Below are 16,373 nucleotides of genomic sequence, written 5' to 3'. Positions count from 1 at the left end.
TGTAATATAAATCTTAAAAATTTAAGTATTGTTTAACCTTTTGTTAAGTTAAAGTTAAGGTATTTCCAGATGCTAAATTTTAAATAATTGAAATATTACGCTGTTTCACAGACATGTATAAAAAATCCCGCCGAAGCGGGATGGTATGTTTACGACTAATTGACCTTTTCTATCTTATCGACAAAAATGTCGCACCAATCTTTGGCTGCGCCACTCACTTTGCCGGTAACGCGTATCTTGTCACCCAGTTTTACCGCCTGCCCCTTATCATCGTATATCTTAACGTCATCGTCAGAAAAACCGTTTTTAAGAGGTTCCATCATGTTCTTTTTCTCATTGTCTTTATTCCACGTCAGTATAGCGATCTTAGGCAGCCTGTATTTTCCTGCAGGAGCTTCTAAAACCATGGTTACCGTTCCGCCGGTTGTGTAAAAATTATTTGGCAGGCGCACAATACCCTCTGTAGTTACCAGAGCATCTTTATACTCTTCGTTACAAATATCCGAAGCTGTGACTTCTACCGGTGCATCAGAACAGGATGCTGTTGAAATAATGGCCAAAACTGCGATCGCCTTTATGAATTTTCTCATGTCTGTATTTTAATTATTGGTAATAAGCCCTCAGCTTTTTAGCATTGCCTGCCCTTCCTGCCTGGTAAGTTTTAAACTGTGTTTCATTAAGCACCGACTTTAGCTTTGCATCCCTGTCATCAGTCAGCGTTTTTAGTTTTTTAGCCTTATCAGTGGCATTGGCCACCTTTTCTGCCTCTGCTGCTTTTTGCAGGAATGTTTTGTTGATGTCCATTACTTTGGCATACTGTCCATCATTTAGCGAAAGCTGTGTTTTCATCTCTGTAGTAACTGCTTTAGCGCCTTCTCCGGCCCTGTCCTTCTCCTGAGCATACAATGTAGTGGCCGACATTGTTAAAAGCAGTACGGCGCCTGCAAATAACCTGAATGCAGGTTTGAAAGTCTTCATCATAATTGTTTATTTTTATCGTTAATGATCAAGTGCAAGATATATAAAATAAAAATACACATCCCGAAATTATAACGGTTCAACCTGCAAATAATTATGAAGCTATTTGTCACACTATTAACTTTTCTACTATTGAATTTTTCTTCAAATGAAGAAGTAAGGGATATTTATACTGTCATCAAAATTTATGAAACCGATGCTGACCCTTTGTACCTGATAGCGAATGAAAAAGATACAGAACTGATCGTCGGGACAAACGACAGCCTTAATGTGGATGATTCGTTCAAAAAAGTAGCGGTAGGGAATACATATCTGTTCGTCATGAAAGAAAGGAAGTTCCGCGGCGAAACGAGTGGTTATCGCATTCATAACGAAAACGGTGATGAAGAAGAGATCTGGAACGTAAAAAAGGATGGTGAAATGCCATCAATATACATCGCTGAAAATGTAACTGGACAATATATTCAGATCGTTACAAAATAAAAGATCCCGCCGAAGCGGGATCCTTATTATTGTTGCTCTTTCATATGGAAAGACTCCATGAATTTTGTGGTGTAGTTACCGGCTACATAATCCGGCTCATCCATCAGCTGCCTGTGGAATGGTATCGTGGTCTTGATACCCTCGATAACGAACTCATCCAATGCACGCTTCATCTTGTTGATGGCCTCCTGCCTTGTCTGCGCAGTTGTGATCAGCTTAGCGATCATCGAGTCATAGTTTGGTGGAATGGTATAGCCCGAATATACGTGGGTGTCAAGCCTTACGCCGTGTCCGCCCGGCATGTGCAGGGTAGTGATCTTACCCGGAGACGGCCTGAAGTCGTTATACGGGTCCTCAGCATTGATACGGCACTCGATAGAATGCAGCTGCGGAAGGTAGTTCTTGCCCGAAATAGGCACACCTGCGGCAACAAGTATCTGCTCACGTATCAGGTCGTAGTCAATTACCTGTTCGGTAATGGGGTGCTCTACCTGGATACGGGTGTTCATTTCCATGAAGTAAAAGTTCCTGTGCTTGTCTACCAGGAATTCTACCGTACCGGCTCCTTCGTATTTAATGAATTCAGCAGCTTTTACAGCGGCCTCGCCCATTTTCTCACGAAGCTCGTCGGTCATGAATGGCGATGGTGTCTCTTCGGTAAGTTTCTGGTGGCGGCGCTGTACAGAACAGTCCCTTTCAGAAAGGTGGCACGCTTTACCGAAGGAATCGCCTACCACCTGTATCTCAATGTGGCGTGGCTCCTCGATAAGCTTTTCCATGTACATGCCATCGTTACCGAAAGAAGCTGCAGCTTCCTGCCTGGCGCTTTCCCATGCCTTTAGCAGTTCTTCCTGCTTCCACACAGCACGCATGCCTTTGCCACCACCACCGGCAGTAGCTTTAAGCATTACAGGATAGCCGAATTCGCCGGCTAGCTTCTCAGCATGCTCATACGAATCCAAAAGCCCATCCGATCCCGGTACACAAGGTACGCCGGCTGCCTTCATGGTAGCTTTGGCTGTAGCCTTGTCACCCATTTTGTCGATCATGTCCGGCGAAGCCCCAATGAATTTGATACCGTGCTCGGCACATATTTTTGAGAACTTGGCGTTTTCAGACAAAAACCCATAGCCCGGGTGTATGGCATCTGCGTTGGTAATTTCCGCAGCAGCAATAATATTTGGTATTTTCAGGTAGGAAAGGTTGCTTGGCGGCGGGCCGATACAAACGGCTTCGTCAGCGAACTTTACGTGCAGGCTTTCCGCATCAGCAGTAGAATATACTGCTACGGTCTTAATGCCCATCTCCCTGCAGGTCCTTATCACGCGTAGCGCGATCTCTCCCCTGTTAGCAATTAATATCTTTTTGAACATCGTTTTTCTATTTTAAATTTTGAATGATAAATTTTAAATTCATTTAAATGCCATTACATTCAGCATCTAAAATTCAACATTTAAAATAATTACGACGGATCAACAAGGAATAATGGCTGATCGAACTCTACCGGCGACGCGTCGTCTACCAGTACTTTCACGATCTTGCCGGATATTTCCGATTCGATCTCGTTGAAAAGCTTCATCGCCTCGATAACACAAACCACATCTCCTTTAGAGATCGTGCTGCCTACTTCAACAAAAACAGGCTTGTCCGGTGATGGCTTTCTGTATAACGTACCAATGATCGGTGACTTGATAGTAATGTATTTCGAATTGTCATCAGCAGCTGGTGCAGACGGGGCGGCAGGAGCAGCCACAGGAGCAGCTTGCGCAACAGGCGCCTGGGCAACCGGCTGGCCCATTGGTATGTGCTGAACGTAAGCAGTAGCTTCAGAGGCAGCAGCATCTGTAGTTTTAATGGTGATCTTGAAGTCATCCATTTCCAGCTTAACTTCTGTAGCACCGGATTTCGCCACAAACTTGATCAGGTTTTGAATCTCTCTAATATCCATAATTTCCGAATTTTGTTTAGGTTGTTTATTTTTTGTCGTAAGCCCACTTAAGGTAGATGGAACCCCATGTGAACCCGCCCCCAAAGGAAGCGAATATAAGGTTGTCCCCTTTTTTGAAAAGGTGTTCAAAGTCGTTAAGCAACAGTGGCAATGTAGCCGAGGTAGTGTTGCCGTATTTTTCGATGTTTACCAATACTTTAGATTCGTCAAGGCCCATGCGTGACGATGTGGCATCGATGATCCTCCTGTTCGCCTGGTGCGATATCAGCCAGTTAACATCGTCATTGGTAAGGTTGTTTCTTTGCATGATCTTCTCGCTTATGTCGGCCATATTGGAAACCGCATATTTAAAAACGGTCTTGCCATCCTGGAACACATAATGCTGCCCATTATCGATCGTTTCATGCGATGCCGGCAGCAATGATCCGCCTGCCGCGATCTTAAGGTATTCACGGCCAATGCCATCGCTCCTCAATATCTCGTCCTGAAGGCCAAGGCCCTCTTCATTCGGTTCGAACAACGCTGCGCCCGCGCCATCGCCAAAGATGATGCAGGTAGCCCTGTCGGTATAGTTAATGATGGATGACATTTTATCGGCACCGATTACAAGTACTTTCTTGTAACGTCCTGCCTGTATGTAGGCTGCTGCTGTGCTCATTCCGTAAAGGAAGCTCGAGCAGGCCGCCTGGAGGTCGTAGGCAAATGCATTTACCGCCCCTATTTGAGTGGCTACGTAAACAGCTGTTGCGGCTACGGGCATGTCCGGGGTCGTGGTAGCAAGAAGCACCATATCGATCTCCTCCGGATTGGTGCCGCTTTTTTTCAGCAGGTCTTCGGCTGCTTTTATGGCTAAAAAGGATGTCCCTTTATCTTTATCTTTCAGAATGCGCCTTTCTTTGATACCGGTACGGCTCGTGATCCATTCGTCATTGGTGTCTACCATTGTTTCGAGCAGCTTGTTCGATAACACAAAATCAGGCACATAAGCACCTGTCGCGGTAATGGCGGCTGTTATTTTACTCATAGGATAGATCTTTCAAATCGGTTTAGGGAATTTGAAAAGTGGTTGAAATTACAAAAAAAATTACAAATCGGCCTTACGAAAGCCGGCTTAATGATAAATAAATGGTCGTTAACAAAAAAACTCCCACATTGTGAGAGTTTTACCCATGTATCTTTAAGCAATTAAGCAACCGCTTCCTGTTTGTCGATAACTACCTGGCCCCTGTAGTACATTTTGCCTTCATGCCAGTAAGCCCTGTGGTACAAATGCGCCTCGCCTGTAATTGGGCATGTAGCGATCTGTGGTACAGAAGCTTTATAATGTGTCCTTCTCTTATCTCTTCTTGTTTTCGAGGTCTTTCTCTTAGGATGTGCCATTTTCTATATTATTTTATCCGTTTAACAGTTTTTTTAATTCGTCCCAACGGGGATCGGTATTCTCTTTTTGTTCTTCTTTCTTTACTTTTTCTTTCGGAGCAAGCTCGTTCAGTTTGTCTAATATCACGGTATCCAGCGTACCGTCCTTTATTCCGGGATGCACCCGCTTTGAAGGGACCGAAAGTACGATCGATTCATAGATGTATTGTGATACGTCTACCTGGTATTCGCCATGCGGCAGTACCAGTATCTCGTCGTTGTCGTTGTTGAACTCATCACCAAATTTCACGATCAGCCTGAGCTTCCCTTTTACAGGAAGGTCAAAATCTTCATTGGTAATGTCGCACGGAACATTTACCGTACCCTTATGCTTAAAGTTAAGTTCAAGCATAGTGCTCATTTTCTCCAAAACCAGGCTAACTTTAATATTGACGTTGTTATATTCATCAAAACCAAAGCCCTCAAAGAACTTTTTATCTATTTCAAACTCAAACTGGTGCTTCCCCTGCTTTAACCCCACGAAAGGGATTAAAAATTCTTTATTCGCTTTCATTTCGCCAGTTTTAAATATTTTTTCGATTAAAATGCCGCAACTCATTCATTACAACATATTTCGAGCGTGCAAAGATAGAAAATTATTGCAAACACAAAACTGTTAACCGTATTTTTTTTCTTCCTGCTTTTCCCTGATCTTCAGAGGGTTTTTTGTAATTTCTTTGTAAATCGCCCTATTCTGGTACACATCGAGCGCCAGATAAACCGCTTCTTTGAACGAATTATGATCAGCCTGCCCCTTACCCGCTATCTCATAGGCGGTTCCGTGATCTGGCGAGGTGCGTATCGCCTCCAGCCCCGCAGTATAATTAACGCCGTTTCCGAACGAAAGCGTCTTGAACGGTATCAGTCCCTGATCGTGGTAGGCTGCTATCACGGCATCATACTTTTCATATTGGCCACTGCCAAAAAAGCTGTCGGCAGAAAATGGCCCGAATACATGCACGCCTTCTTCAAACAATTTCTTAAGCGCAGGCTTTACTACCTGATCATCCTCACTGCCTATCACACCATTGTCGCCACTATGCGGATTTACCCCCAGCATTGCGATCTTTGGCTTGCCAATTGCAAAATCCTGCTTCAACGTTCTATTGATGGTCAGTATCTTTTTACGGATGAGTTCTTCGGTCAGGTGTGCCGAAACCTCGTTTACCGGAATATGATCGGTAAGCAATCCTACGCGCAGGCTATCCTGCACCATCAGCATCAATGCATCGCCTTCGAGTTGCTGATCAAGATAGTCGGTGTGACCGGGGAATTTGAACTCTTCCGATTGGATATTGTACTTATTGATGGGTGCTGTAACCAGCACATCTATAGTTCCTTCTTTTAATGCAGCCACCGACTCTGTAAATGACTTTATAGCATACTGGCCGGCCGCTTCATCGTTCTTGCCGAACTCGATATTGAAAGGCTCTTTCCAAACGTTAAGCACATTGATCTTACCAATCACCAGCTGTGACAAATTATCAATGCCGTGCAGGTTGCAGGTAAATTCGAAGGTTTTCTTTACGAAAGACAGGGTTTTTACATTGGCAAAGATCACCGGGGTACAGAACTCGAGCATTCGGCTGTCCTCAAAAGTTTTCAGGATCACCTCGGCCCCGATGCCGTTAAGGTCGCCCACGGATATGCCCAGTATTACATTCTCTGCCTTTTTTGTCATGATGCTTATTATTGCGTAATTTTGAAGCTACAAATTTAGCAAAATAAATCAGCATGTTTACAGGAATTATAGAAGCATCGGGCACTATCAAAAAAATAGTGCATGATAACAGCAATTATCACATAACCATCTCCTCGCCCATTACCCATGAGCTCAAGATAGACCAGAGCGTGTCGCACGATGGCGTGTGCCTGACGGTAGTAGCCATTGACGGCGAAAGCTACACTGTGACCGCTATTAAGGAAACCCTAGACAAGACCAACCTGAAGGGCTGGCACGAAGGCGGCATCGTAAACCTGGAGCGCGCCATGAAGCTGGGCGACCGCCTCGATGGGCATATCGTGCAGGGGCATGTAGACCAGACAGGCATCTGCTCTTCGGTCGAGGAAGCAGGCGGCAGCTGGTACTTTACCTTTGGCTATGACAAAATGCAAAATAACATTACCATCGAAAAAGGTTCCATTACAGTGAACGGGGTAAGCCTGACGGTGGTGAACTCCAAAGACCACGAGTTCAGCGTAGCGATCATCCCTTATACATTCGAGCATACCAACTTTAAGAACATACGACCGGGCAGCATCGTTAACCTGGAGTTTGATGTTGTCGGCAAGTATGTCGCAAGGCTTCAGGCCCTGAGGGGGTAATACTAAAAAGTCCAAAGTCTTAAAGCCCAAAGTTTTTAAAGTGACGGCACTAAAAAAAAAGGCATCCGTTCCCGGATGCCTTTTTTAGTATTCAATAATCTTATGTTATCTCTTCAGGGCGAAGTGGCCTTTGAATTCCCTCTTCTGATCGCCTACGGTGTACTCAATGGTGAACCAGTAATCGTCCCCTGGCATTGGCGTACCGTTATAGGTACCGTCCCATCCACGACTTTCAGGACTTGTGCTTATCTGCTTCAGCAGTTTGCCATATCGGTCAAAGATATATACAACAGCCGGCTGGTTGCCCAATCCGAATGGCTGCCAGTAATCGTGGTAACCGTCGCCGTTCGGCGTAAAGAAGTTAGGATAGTCTATAGGCCTTACTCCTTCAAGGTCAAGTATCAGCTCAAGGTCATCACATGGGTCTGCTGTAGCAATATCCCTCACGTGGATAACGTGGTCACGGTAGGCCGATACGTTCTCGAATACGTTCGAGTTTTGCCATGGGCCATTATCAAGGCTGTACTGGTATTCACCAAATCCTTGCGCAAGTACTGTAATGATCTGGTTCTCACCAAACGGATTACCTACTACATAACCAAATCCGATAGGGCTTGCAGGACCGCTCTTCTCTATAACGATCGGCGCGATCGGGTCAGACACACATCCTGTTGCACTGGTAGCCACTACATTGTAGCTTCCCGGTTCCAGCACTGTTAATGTAGGGCCCGTTTCGCCTGCCATTACAACACCGTCTTTGGTCCATACAAATGTATGCGTTGCATCAAGTCCTGTATCTATTATTGCAGCGCGAACATTTTCACCTGTCACAAAGTCGATACAAACCGTTGTATGGTCAGCATCAAGGACCGGTTCCGGGATACGCTCTACGAACAGTTCCAGTGTGGTTATATCGTTGCATCCGCTTACTGTGCTCTCATTGGTCACCCTTACCCAGATCATCTGGTGATCAGGCGCGCTAAGATATGCCGTTGGCGTAGGGATGGCGTTCACACCATCCTCTGCATCTGCAAGGCTTGTGTAGTACGTCACGCTATATGTCGTTGGGCTTTGTCCGCCCAGTACCTCAGGCTCAACAACAGTCAGGTCAAAAGTAAACTCACCATCATTGTCACCGTCGTAATCACATTCAAAGAACGTAGTAGTGATAGGGTTGGCAATAGCAGCCTCTTCTACCAATAGTGTAAGCGGTGCGGTATTGATACAACCTGTATCATTATTTTCTACCCTTACGATTATGTTCTGCACGTTAGGCGACGAAGTATTCGTATAGATGTAAGGCATTGCAATATTCGCTGCCATATCGCCCGCGTTCCTGAAGAACCTGATCGTGAATCCTGCAGGATCAACACCCGCTCCAAGTATCTCGTCCATGTGCGTATTAAAGTCGAAGGTAGCGATACCATCCGTATTCTGCTCACATATCGCGTACGGCTCTATCACGCCTGCATTACCCAATTCAGGAAGCAGGTTCACGATCACTTCGAACGATACGATCTGGAAACATACGGGATCGGAAGCATTGCCTGTGTTGGCTTCTGCCCTAACCCATATTGTCCTGGTAGCCGTGTTGTATGCAGTGATGTTCGTGATCTGGTTTATCCTGTCTATCGCATCCTGCTCGGTCGTATAATACGTGAGTATCATTGTAGCATCGCCGTTCCTGATATCTGCCGCGGCATCTGTCAGGTTGAATATCTCCATGCCGTCTGGCGAGTTGTTGTCATCACACTTCACCAGCGGATCTGGTGTAGTATCCGGCACCGGCAGCGGAAGCACTTTTATGGTAAGCGTTGTATAGCTAAAACATCCTTTAGGAGTTGTCACCCTAACGAACAATGTCTGCGGATTGTTAAGCGGTGGCCCAATGTTCTGATAAGCTGTAGGATCCCCTATCGGAAGCGCCGCCGGATCAAGCCTCGGATCGGTCACAAAGTACTCTACGAGCATTCCCTGTCCTATACCTAATGGCCCCAGTATCTCCTCATCTTTCACTGTAAGGTCAAATTCTGTTATTCCATCGTTATTCGTCCCTGTTGGCGCAAGGCTCTCATTACAAAGTGCCAGCACTGTAGGCTGTGTAAGCAGCAGCGGCTGGTCAAGCAGCAGCTGGAAGCTTTCTACGCTGTAGCATTCAGTATCAGGATCTTCTACCCTTACCCAAATAAACTGCTCATGCGTACCTAAATAGTGTACAGGGTTGGTTATTTTCGGCATGCCATTATTGGCACTGTTCAGGCTGGTATAGTATTCTATGGTCACTACCCTTGGCGCAAGCGCAGCTGTGATCACAGCATCCTGAACCGTAAGGTCAAAATAAGCCTTGTTATCCTGTCCGTTGTTATCCTGATCATCGCACTGCACAAGGTCCTCAAGGTCTTCCGGCGCCTGTGGCGCAGGTTCAACAATAAGAGTAATCATGTACGGCTCATTCCTTGTACATTCTGTAACAGTGTTCTCTACCCTTACATAAAGGAACTGGATGAATGGATCCACGTTGTGGTAATTGGCAAGATCGCCTGTTATCGGGTTGTTGCCATCCATGGCATCCTGCCATGTGGTATGGAAAGTAACCTGAAGGTTCGGGCCATTGTTCACCATGTCCTGCACAAGCGCGTCAAGGTCAAATATGCCAAGGCCGGTCCCGTTAGTATCACACACAGTAAGTTCATCCTGTGTAGGCAGCGTAAGCACAGGTACAGGCTCTACCCTTACGTCAAGGAGCACTACCCTGTAGCAACCGGTCTCTTCAATGGTTACCCTTACGAATATGGCTTCAACAGCCAATGTGTTCGAGTAAGCCTCTGGATTCAGTATCTGGCTCGGGCCGGTCCCTGCATTGGCATCGTTAAAGTTCTTAAAGAACGTAACAATGATGCCATCCTGGGTACCACCCGGTATTGCTATTATTTCGTCAATTTTAGTATTAAGGTCAAACACCTCGATCTCATCGCCTGTGTTGTTAATATCACACAGCGTATATGGCGTCGGAGCATTGGCTACCGGCAGCGGGTTCACTATAAGCTCGACTTCCACTACATCGTGGCAACCGGTCACATTATTGGTCACTCTCGCAAAAATAATATCGCTTGGGCTGTTGTAGCTTGCAGGTGTTTGTATCGCACCAGTATTATTGTTAGCTCCGTTAAGATCTTCAAAGAAGGTAACTACGAACTGTGCAGGGTTAAGCGTGCCCAGTATTTCGTCCTCCAGTGTGGTCAGGTCAAAGTTAGCGATGCCATCGGTATCGTTACCACCGTTATCGCACATTTCGTATGGTTCAGGAGTGGTAGCTACAGGGCGGGGATTAACAACTAACTGTATAGTGCCTACAGTATAACAATCCGAAAGTGTCGATTCCAGCCTTACATAAAGCGTTTGGGTATATGCAAATGCGTTATGGTATGCAGAAGTATTGTTTGGCAACGATACGCCATCATTTGGTATCGGTGCATTATCCCACTGTGCATCGGCAAGCGTTTCATGGATCGATATCACAGCGTTAGGCTGTCCGCCCAGCGACTGCTGCATTGCAGGCACAAGGTTGAAAATGCCATGGCCAAGGTCATCTATACCACATACCACTACAGGATCTGTAGGTTGCGGTACCGGTGCCTGTATGATCGTTACGATAAAGTCTGACTGGTCCGTACATACCACCGTTGTTCCGGCTGACTTGAATATGTAGATCGTATTCGGGCCTGTAGCCGTGATCGCGTCACCCGGGTTCAGCATTGTCCCGGTACCGTTCGGGCCTGTAAAGTAGTTGCCTTGCGTTGCAGGCAGTGCAGGCAGTATAAACTGGCCGCAAGCTGTAACATCCGGCCTTTCAGGAACATCTACAATGTTCACATCTACAAAGTAGCTGTGCTCATCAGAACACATGTTGTCAGTACCAACTGCCGCATAGATGTATACGGTCATAGGGGTTGTTATCTCAAAGCCTTCAGCCATTACAGTACCTGTTCCACCAGGACCTGTGTAATAACTTCCAGCTGTAAGTGCAGGAAGCGCATACGGAGTACATTGTGCCACGTCTGCAGGGGTAGCCACTACAGGGGTCTCGTTCACCGTAACGTGGAATATATTCTCTTCATTACAGTTGATCCTTGTTCCGCCTGTTTGAGAGTACACATACAGATCGGCATCATAAGGGGCCGTTAGTACCGTACCTGCCGGGATCTCAGGATTTGCGGTCGGGTCAACAGGGTCCGGTCCTCCCGGATTAGCAAAATAGCCACCTTCGGTAAGGGCAGGAAGCGTATAGCTGTTACATACCTCTACATCGGCAGGGGCATCAGGGTTTACATGGAACACTTCTACAAGGAAACTGTTCTCACCAGGACAGTTAGGGGTCGTGCCCGAATCTGCATAGATATACACCGTCATGGTATCAGTGATCACATTGCCTTCGAACATTGGCGTCCCGGTACCGCCCGGGCCTGTAAAGTAGTTACCTACTATAAGGTGGTCCAGCGTATAGCTTTCACAAGCCAATACATCCGAGCGCGCATCTACAAGAGGCGTGTTGTTTATTGTTACCAGGAAGTCGTCTTCGCTAACACATTGCGGCGAAGTACCGTTCACGGCATAAACATATACAGTTTGTGTAGAGGTCACATAGCTGCCTCCCGGTAGCATATTGCCTGTTCCGCCCTGGCCGGTATAGTAATTCCCTACAGCCAGTGCCGGAAGCTCATAATTGTCACAAACAACTACATCTGTTACCGGGGCCAAAACAGGGTAAGGTGTAATGGTTATCGTAAATACGTTGTTGTCTGTACAGTTCACTCCGGGGCCCAGGTCTACATATACGTACATATCCTGTGTGGTTGTAATGATGTCCCCGGCGAACTTAGGCGTACCTGTTCCGGCAGGCCCTGTGAAATAGTTCCCCACCTCAAGTGGCGGAAGCTCATAGCTGCCACATTCAGAAACGTCTTCAGGAGCAGCTGGATTGATAACTACCAGGAACGGATTCTCTGAACTACAGTTTGGCGTACCACCAGTATCTGCATAAATATAAAGTTGGGTGGTCTCAGTTATGACCTGGCCTTCAAAGTACTGTGTACCCGAGCCTCCAGGACCTGTAAAATAGTTACCTCCCGTAAGGGCAGGCAGCACATAAGGTCCGCAAGAGCCTGCATTGCCAGGATCATCAATAACCGGAGCCGGCTTGATAACCACTTCGAAAGACTCCTCATCGCTACACGGCGGCGTTGTATTTGTTTCACCGTAAATATATATCGTCTGGTCAGCATCGATAAGATCCCCTTCGTTGAGCTGCGTTCCTGAGCCTCCCGTACCGGTATAGTAGTTACCCGAAGTGAGTTCCGGCAACACATAGCCACCGCAAACCAAAACATCTGGCAGGTCTTGGACATCTATAGTTTCTATTGTTATAGTAAAGCTGTTCTCGGCAGCACAATTGACAGTGTTGGGAGTTGTGTTATAAACATACAGCGTCTGGCTTTCGGTAATTATCGTACCGGCGGCTATCTGCGTACCACCGCCATCAGGGCCTGTAAAATAGTTCCCATTGGTAAGTGCAGGAAGCTCATATGGCGTACATGTAACTACGTCTGCCGGATCGTCTGCCACTACCTGAGGATTTATTGTAACAGTAAAGCTGTCATCTCCTGTACAGTTAGCTCCAACTGTAGTATTCACATAAGTGTAAATTGTCTGCGATATATTAATAACAGTACCGGCAGGTATTATTGTACCTCCTCCGTTGGCCGATGGATAATAATTTCCGACAGGTAGCGCAGGAAGTGTATAAGGGCTACAAGAAATCACGTTTGGCGGAGCAATAGAGTTATTCTCTACAATGGTCACATTGAACTGCCTTTGGCGAACGCAGTTTGGCGTGCCTCCGGATTGCGCATATATATATACTGTTTGCGACGAAGTAAGCGCAGTGCCGGCAGGGATCATAGTACCTCCACCCTGAGGGGCAGTATAGTAGCCTGCAGTACCATTAGTAACTGTTATTGCAGGCAGGGTATAACTTGTACATGCTACAACATCCGGAATGGTCGTTACTGTAGGTATTGGCTTAATGGTAATCGTAAAGCTATCCTCAGCAGTACATGGCGGTGTAGAATTCGAAACAATATATACATATATAGTCTGTGTACTGTTGATCACAGTGCCCGGAGCCAAAACTGATCCTCCGCCACCCGGCGCAGTACGATACTGCCCGAGGCTTAATGCAGGAAGTGTATAGCTTCCACACACAGTCTGGTTATTAGGTGTTATTGCCTGGGCATCTATGATAGTAACAGTAAATACCCTTTGCCTCCTACAGCCAAATTCGTTTGGATCAGTGTAAACGTATATGGTCTGCGAGTTAGAAATGATAGTACCCGGGGCCAGCATCGTACCCGTACCCGTAGTTCCAGTATAATAGTGGGCATACGACGGCAGGTTATTTGGCAGGCTATATGTTCCGCAAACGGTCACATTTGGATAAGCAGGTAGTGTAGGAAGTGGGTTGATAGTTACAACGAAACTGTCCTCATCAGTACAAGCACCAACTTGCGCAAATATGTAAACTGTTTGGCTGGCGCTAATGGTAGTGCCTGCAGCGATCATCCCTCCAGTACCGCCCGGACCGTTATAATAGTTGCCCACTGTAAGTGCCGGGAGCGGATATCCGTTACACCTCACGATATCGTCAGAGTCCACCACCTGAACACCGTTTATGGTTATAACAAGGTCGCTTTGTGCTGTACACGCAGGGTTAGAAGGGTTGTTCACATAAATGTAAATAGTCTGGGAAGTAGAAATTGGTGTTCCCGCAGGGATCTGGGTCCCGGAACCGTTAGTGCCTGTATAATAGTTCTGTCCGTTCGGCAATATCGGTAGTACATATGGCTGGCACTGGTTAACATCAGGAAGTTCTGTTACCGTAGGAGTATTAGTTATGGTAACAGTAAAACTGTTGTTTTGTGTACATGATGCCGCAGCCGGTATAAAAAAGTATACGGTCTGTGTACTCGTGATCACATGGCCGGCAGGATAGGTAGTACCTCCACCATTTGGCGCACTATGATATTCTTCACCCGGGTTAAGTGCCGGAAGCGTATAGCTTTGGCAGGCCGTTACGTTAGAAGGCGCAGTAGATGCCGAAACGATATTGATAGTAAGCGTAGACTGGTTGGTACAATTTGGCGTACCGCCGGATTGTGCGTAAACATATACGATCTGCGATGTTGTGATCGCTGTACCTGCAGCCAGTTGGGTGCCCGTACCGCCATTACCTGTATAATAAGCACCTGTGGCAAGCGCAGGAAGTGTATAGCTGTTACAAGCATTGATGGTTTGAGAAGCCGGCAGTACCGGAAGCGGGTTCACAACAAGGTTAAAGGTAGTTATTGAAAAACACTGGGGATCGAATGACTTTTGGACCCTTGCATATATTGTCTGGTTGGTACCCGTAAAACTGGCAGGCGTGTCTATGGCAGGAGTACCAAGGTTAGCCGCAGCCATGGACGTAAAGTAGCTGATAGTGTTTTCTGATATAGGCTGTGCCCCCAATATGATAGGGTCCTGAAGGTTCAGGTTGAATATCGCGCTGTTAGAGCTTTGCGCGCCTTCGCACAATACCAAATTACCCGGCTGAGTAGCGGTAGGCGGTGGCGAAGTAAGCAACTGGAATGACCTGAGCGTATAACATCCGTTATCCGGGTTCTCTACACGCGCCCATATCGTAGCACCGCTTGGGCTCGTGTAGTTTGAGGGCAATGCCACGCCATCATTCTCTGCAATGGTTTGCGAGGAGTGATAGGTAACTACCGTATTTGGATTAAGCCCCTGTGTCAACAAAGGTGTGTTTACCGAAAGGTCATATGTATAAGTACCCGCCTGGTTTTCACACCTGTATAGGTTATTTGGCTGCCCTGCAGGGATCTCGGAGGTATATTGCACAACCACAGACTGTGTGGTTACACAGCCAATGTCAGCACGGCTCAGGGTTACTGAGTAAGTTCCGGGACCATCGATGGTAAGTGCAGGGCCAGTCTCCGCAAGCACCTGATTTCCAAGCTTCCATTCAAAATCATAAACGGCAGGGTCAAGGCCGGTATCAAGCACATGCGACTGCCCGTAGCAAAGCGCGTTAGGCCCTGTATAATTCACACCAAATATCTGGTGGCCAAGATTAAGGCTTCCAGAAGGTATGAAAACAGCTGAGTCATAATCACCATCTGTTCCATCATCACCGCCATCGTCAGCAATTATAAGCTTTATGCGGTAATGTGCATTGGGAACCAAAACACCACCCACATGCATAAGCTTTGTCTGCCCATTATAATTTATGGCAGCGCCGGCAGCATTGGAACCACCATTAAATGCACCAAAATAATTGGCATTGACAGAAGGACACGCGGACAGGTATAGATTATTACGGATATTGCTTACCGTTACAGGATCGGTCGTAGAGGGCACCATTGCCACATTGTATGGACCGGCCGCATCATCAAGATTATCAAGCAGTACTACGAACGCATCATTCGAAGTACACTGGAAAGCACCATATTCCTCTGAAGCGAACAGGAAATCAAGGCCAAAATTGCTTGAATTCGGCACAAAGTCGAACTGGAATACTGTAGCATTTTTAGAAGTTATGTTCACTCCCTGCGCTGCAAGCGCCGTTTCAAGCTCGGCATTGCCTCCCCATGCAGCCGAAGAACCTCCGTTGCTCAAGATCGTATTGTTCGGTCCCGGCGAAAGTACCGCCTGTCCGGTGGTAAGCAAAAGACCGGAAGCACCCGCAGGAAATGCAGGATTGGTGTTTTGGTAGGATCCGATACCGTTAGACGAACCAAAGTTCGAGCCGGTACTTGTGGTAACGTTCGTGATCTGAACGAGGCACGAGTTATTAACTAACACGTTGTTTACCAATTGCCCGGATGACTGATTTGTATTAACAGTGATCACCTGACAAAATCCTGTTAAAGAAGATAACAGGACAGCAAAAAATAAAATTTTCTTCATAACTTACAGCTTAATCGCATGTTTTTTTTTCGGGGCCTTCCATTTCACTTTTAAGAACTTCGTTTACAGCATCTTAATTCAGCGGGCAAATATAATCCGAAAAGTTGTTCGTTTTATAAGCGACCTTAAGATTTTACAAGCTGTTTACGTCTTTTTAATATTGTTTAAAATCTAACCATTAAATACTCTATTTAGCACA

At 46.4% G+C, this 16,373-nt stretch carries 11 protein-coding genes; 2 read left to right on the top strand and 9 right to left on the bottom strand.

Translation table 11 applies throughout. From position 1 onward, the window contains the following. Positions 1-155 precede the first annotated feature (155 nt). Together ACT6R0_RS17345 and ACT6R0_RS17340 are read right to left on the bottom strand one after the other, a co-directional pair. A complete protein-coding gene (locus ACT6R0_RS17345) occupies positions 156-590 on the bottom strand; it encodes a hypothetical protein (RefSeq protein WP_444655123.1) in 435 nt (144 codons plus the stop codon). A gap of 13 nt (positions 591-603) precedes the next feature. After that, entirely contained in the window at positions 604-981 is a 378-nt protein-coding gene (locus tag ACT6R0_RS17340) for a hypothetical protein (protein WP_444655122.1), read from the bottom strand. 93 nt (positions 982-1,074) lie between these two features. Here ACT6R0_RS17340 and ACT6R0_RS17335 point away from each other — a divergent pair, with 93 nt between their 5' ends. Then, on the top strand, positions 1,075-1,461 hold the full coding sequence (locus tag ACT6R0_RS17335; RefSeq protein ID WP_444655121.1) for a hypothetical protein: 387 nt from the start codon (positions 1,075-1,077) through the stop codon (positions 1,459-1,461). Between the two features lie 26 nt (positions 1,462-1,487). Here ACT6R0_RS17335 and accC read toward each other — a convergent pair whose 3' ends face one another. The 6 genes from accC to pdxA all read right to left on the bottom strand — a co-directional run bounded on the left by accC (position 1,488) and on the right by pdxA (position 6,509). Then, positions 1,488-2,834, bottom strand: a complete 1,347-nt coding sequence (gene accC, locus ACT6R0_RS17330; RefSeq protein WP_444655120.1) for an acetyl-CoA carboxylase biotin carboxylase subunit — start codon at positions 2,832-2,834, stop codon at positions 1,488-1,490. A gap of 89 nt (positions 2,835-2,923) precedes the next feature. Then, positions 2,924-3,409, bottom strand: coding sequence for an acetyl-CoA carboxylase biotin carboxyl carrier protein (gene accB / locus ACT6R0_RS17325; RefSeq protein ID WP_444655118.1), 486 nt, complete (start codon positions 3,407-3,409; stop codon positions 2,924-2,926). A 25-nt stretch (positions 3,410-3,434) separates the two neighbouring features. Further along, positions 3,435-4,433, bottom strand: coding sequence for a beta-ketoacyl-ACP synthase III (locus ACT6R0_RS17320; protein ID WP_444655116.1), 999 nt, complete (start codon positions 4,431-4,433; stop codon positions 3,435-3,437). A gap of 161 nt (positions 4,434-4,594) precedes the next feature. After that, positions 4,595-4,789, bottom strand: coding sequence for a 50S ribosomal protein L32 (gene rpmF, locus ACT6R0_RS17315; protein ID WP_108735870.1), 195 nt, complete (start codon positions 4,787-4,789; stop codon positions 4,595-4,597). Positions 4,790-4,802: 13 nt separating this feature from the next. Then, positions 4,803-5,342, bottom strand: a complete 540-nt coding sequence (locus ACT6R0_RS17310) for a YceD family protein (protein WP_444655115.1) — start codon at positions 5,340-5,342, stop codon at positions 4,803-4,805. Positions 5,343-5,444: 102 nt separating this feature from the next. Then, positions 5,445-6,509, bottom strand: coding sequence for a 4-hydroxythreonine-4-phosphate dehydrogenase PdxA (pdxA, locus tag ACT6R0_RS17305; RefSeq protein ID WP_444655114.1), 1,065 nt, complete (start codon positions 6,507-6,509; stop codon positions 5,445-5,447). 53 nt (positions 6,510-6,562) lie between these two features. On the opposite strand from pdxA, the gene ACT6R0_RS17300 reads away from it, so the two are divergent. Further along, positions 6,563-7,153, top strand: coding sequence for a riboflavin synthase (locus tag ACT6R0_RS17300; protein WP_444655113.1), 591 nt, complete (start codon positions 6,563-6,565; stop codon positions 7,151-7,153). A 105-nt stretch (positions 7,154-7,258) separates the two neighbouring features. On the opposite strand, the gene ACT6R0_RS17295 is transcribed toward ACT6R0_RS17300, so the two are convergent. Next, the gene (locus ACT6R0_RS17295; RefSeq protein WP_444655112.1) at positions 7,259-16,174 is read right to left on the bottom strand and encodes a choice-of-anchor L domain-containing protein; all 8,916 of its coding nucleotides are present in this window, start codon (positions 16,172-16,174) and stop codon (positions 7,259-7,261) included. Positions 16,175-16,373 lie beyond the last annotated feature (199 nt).

This window comes from Flavobacterium sp. (genome assembly GCF_052437795.1).
Taxonomy (GTDB): Bacteria; Bacteroidota; Bacteroidia; order Flavobacteriales; family Flavobacteriaceae; genus Flavobacterium.
Note: the sequence above shows the minus strand (reverse complement) of the source record. Positions and strands in the feature narration are given on the sequence as shown.

Excerpts from the sequence above, each read along its gene's own strand:
- ACT6R0_RS17335 (WP_444655121.1), top strand. The coding sequence starts at position 1,075 with ATGAAGCTATTTGTCACACTATTAACTTTTCTACTATTGAATTTTTCT.
- ACT6R0_RS17340 (WP_444655122.1), bottom strand. The coding sequence starts at position 981 with ATGATGAAGACTTTCAAACCTGCATTCAGGTTATTTGCAGGCGCCGTA.
- accB (WP_444655118.1), bottom strand. The coding sequence starts at position 3,409 with ATGGATATTAGAGAGATTCAAAACCTGATCAAGTTTGTGGCGAAATCC.
- ACT6R0_RS17295 (WP_444655112.1), bottom strand. The coding sequence starts at position 16,174 with ATGAAGAAAATTTTATTTTTTGCTGTCCTGTTATCTTCTTTAACAGGA.
- ACT6R0_RS17320 (WP_444655116.1), bottom strand. The coding sequence starts at position 4,433 with ATGAGTAAAATAACAGCCGCCATTACCGCGACAGGTGCTTATGTGCCT.
- ACT6R0_RS17345 (WP_444655123.1), bottom strand. The coding sequence starts at position 590 with ATGAGAAAATTCATAAAGGCGATCGCAGTTTTGGCCATTATTTCAACA.
- rpmF (WP_108735870.1), bottom strand. The coding sequence starts at position 4,789 with ATGGCACATCCTAAGAGAAAGACCTCGAAAACAAGAAGAGATAAGAGA.
- ACT6R0_RS17300 (WP_444655113.1), top strand. The coding sequence starts at position 6,563 with ATGTTTACAGGAATTATAGAAGCATCGGGCACTATCAAAAAAATAGTG.
- ACT6R0_RS17310 (WP_444655115.1), bottom strand. The coding sequence starts at position 5,342 with ATGAAAGCGAATAAAGAATTTTTAATCCCTTTCGTGGGGTTAAAGCAG.
- pdxA (WP_444655114.1), bottom strand. The coding sequence starts at position 6,509 with ATGACAAAAAAGGCAGAGAATGTAATACTGGGCATATCCGTGGGCGAC.
- accC (WP_444655120.1), bottom strand. The coding sequence starts at position 2,834 with ATGTTCAAAAAGATATTAATTGCTAACAGGGGAGAGATCGCGCTACGC.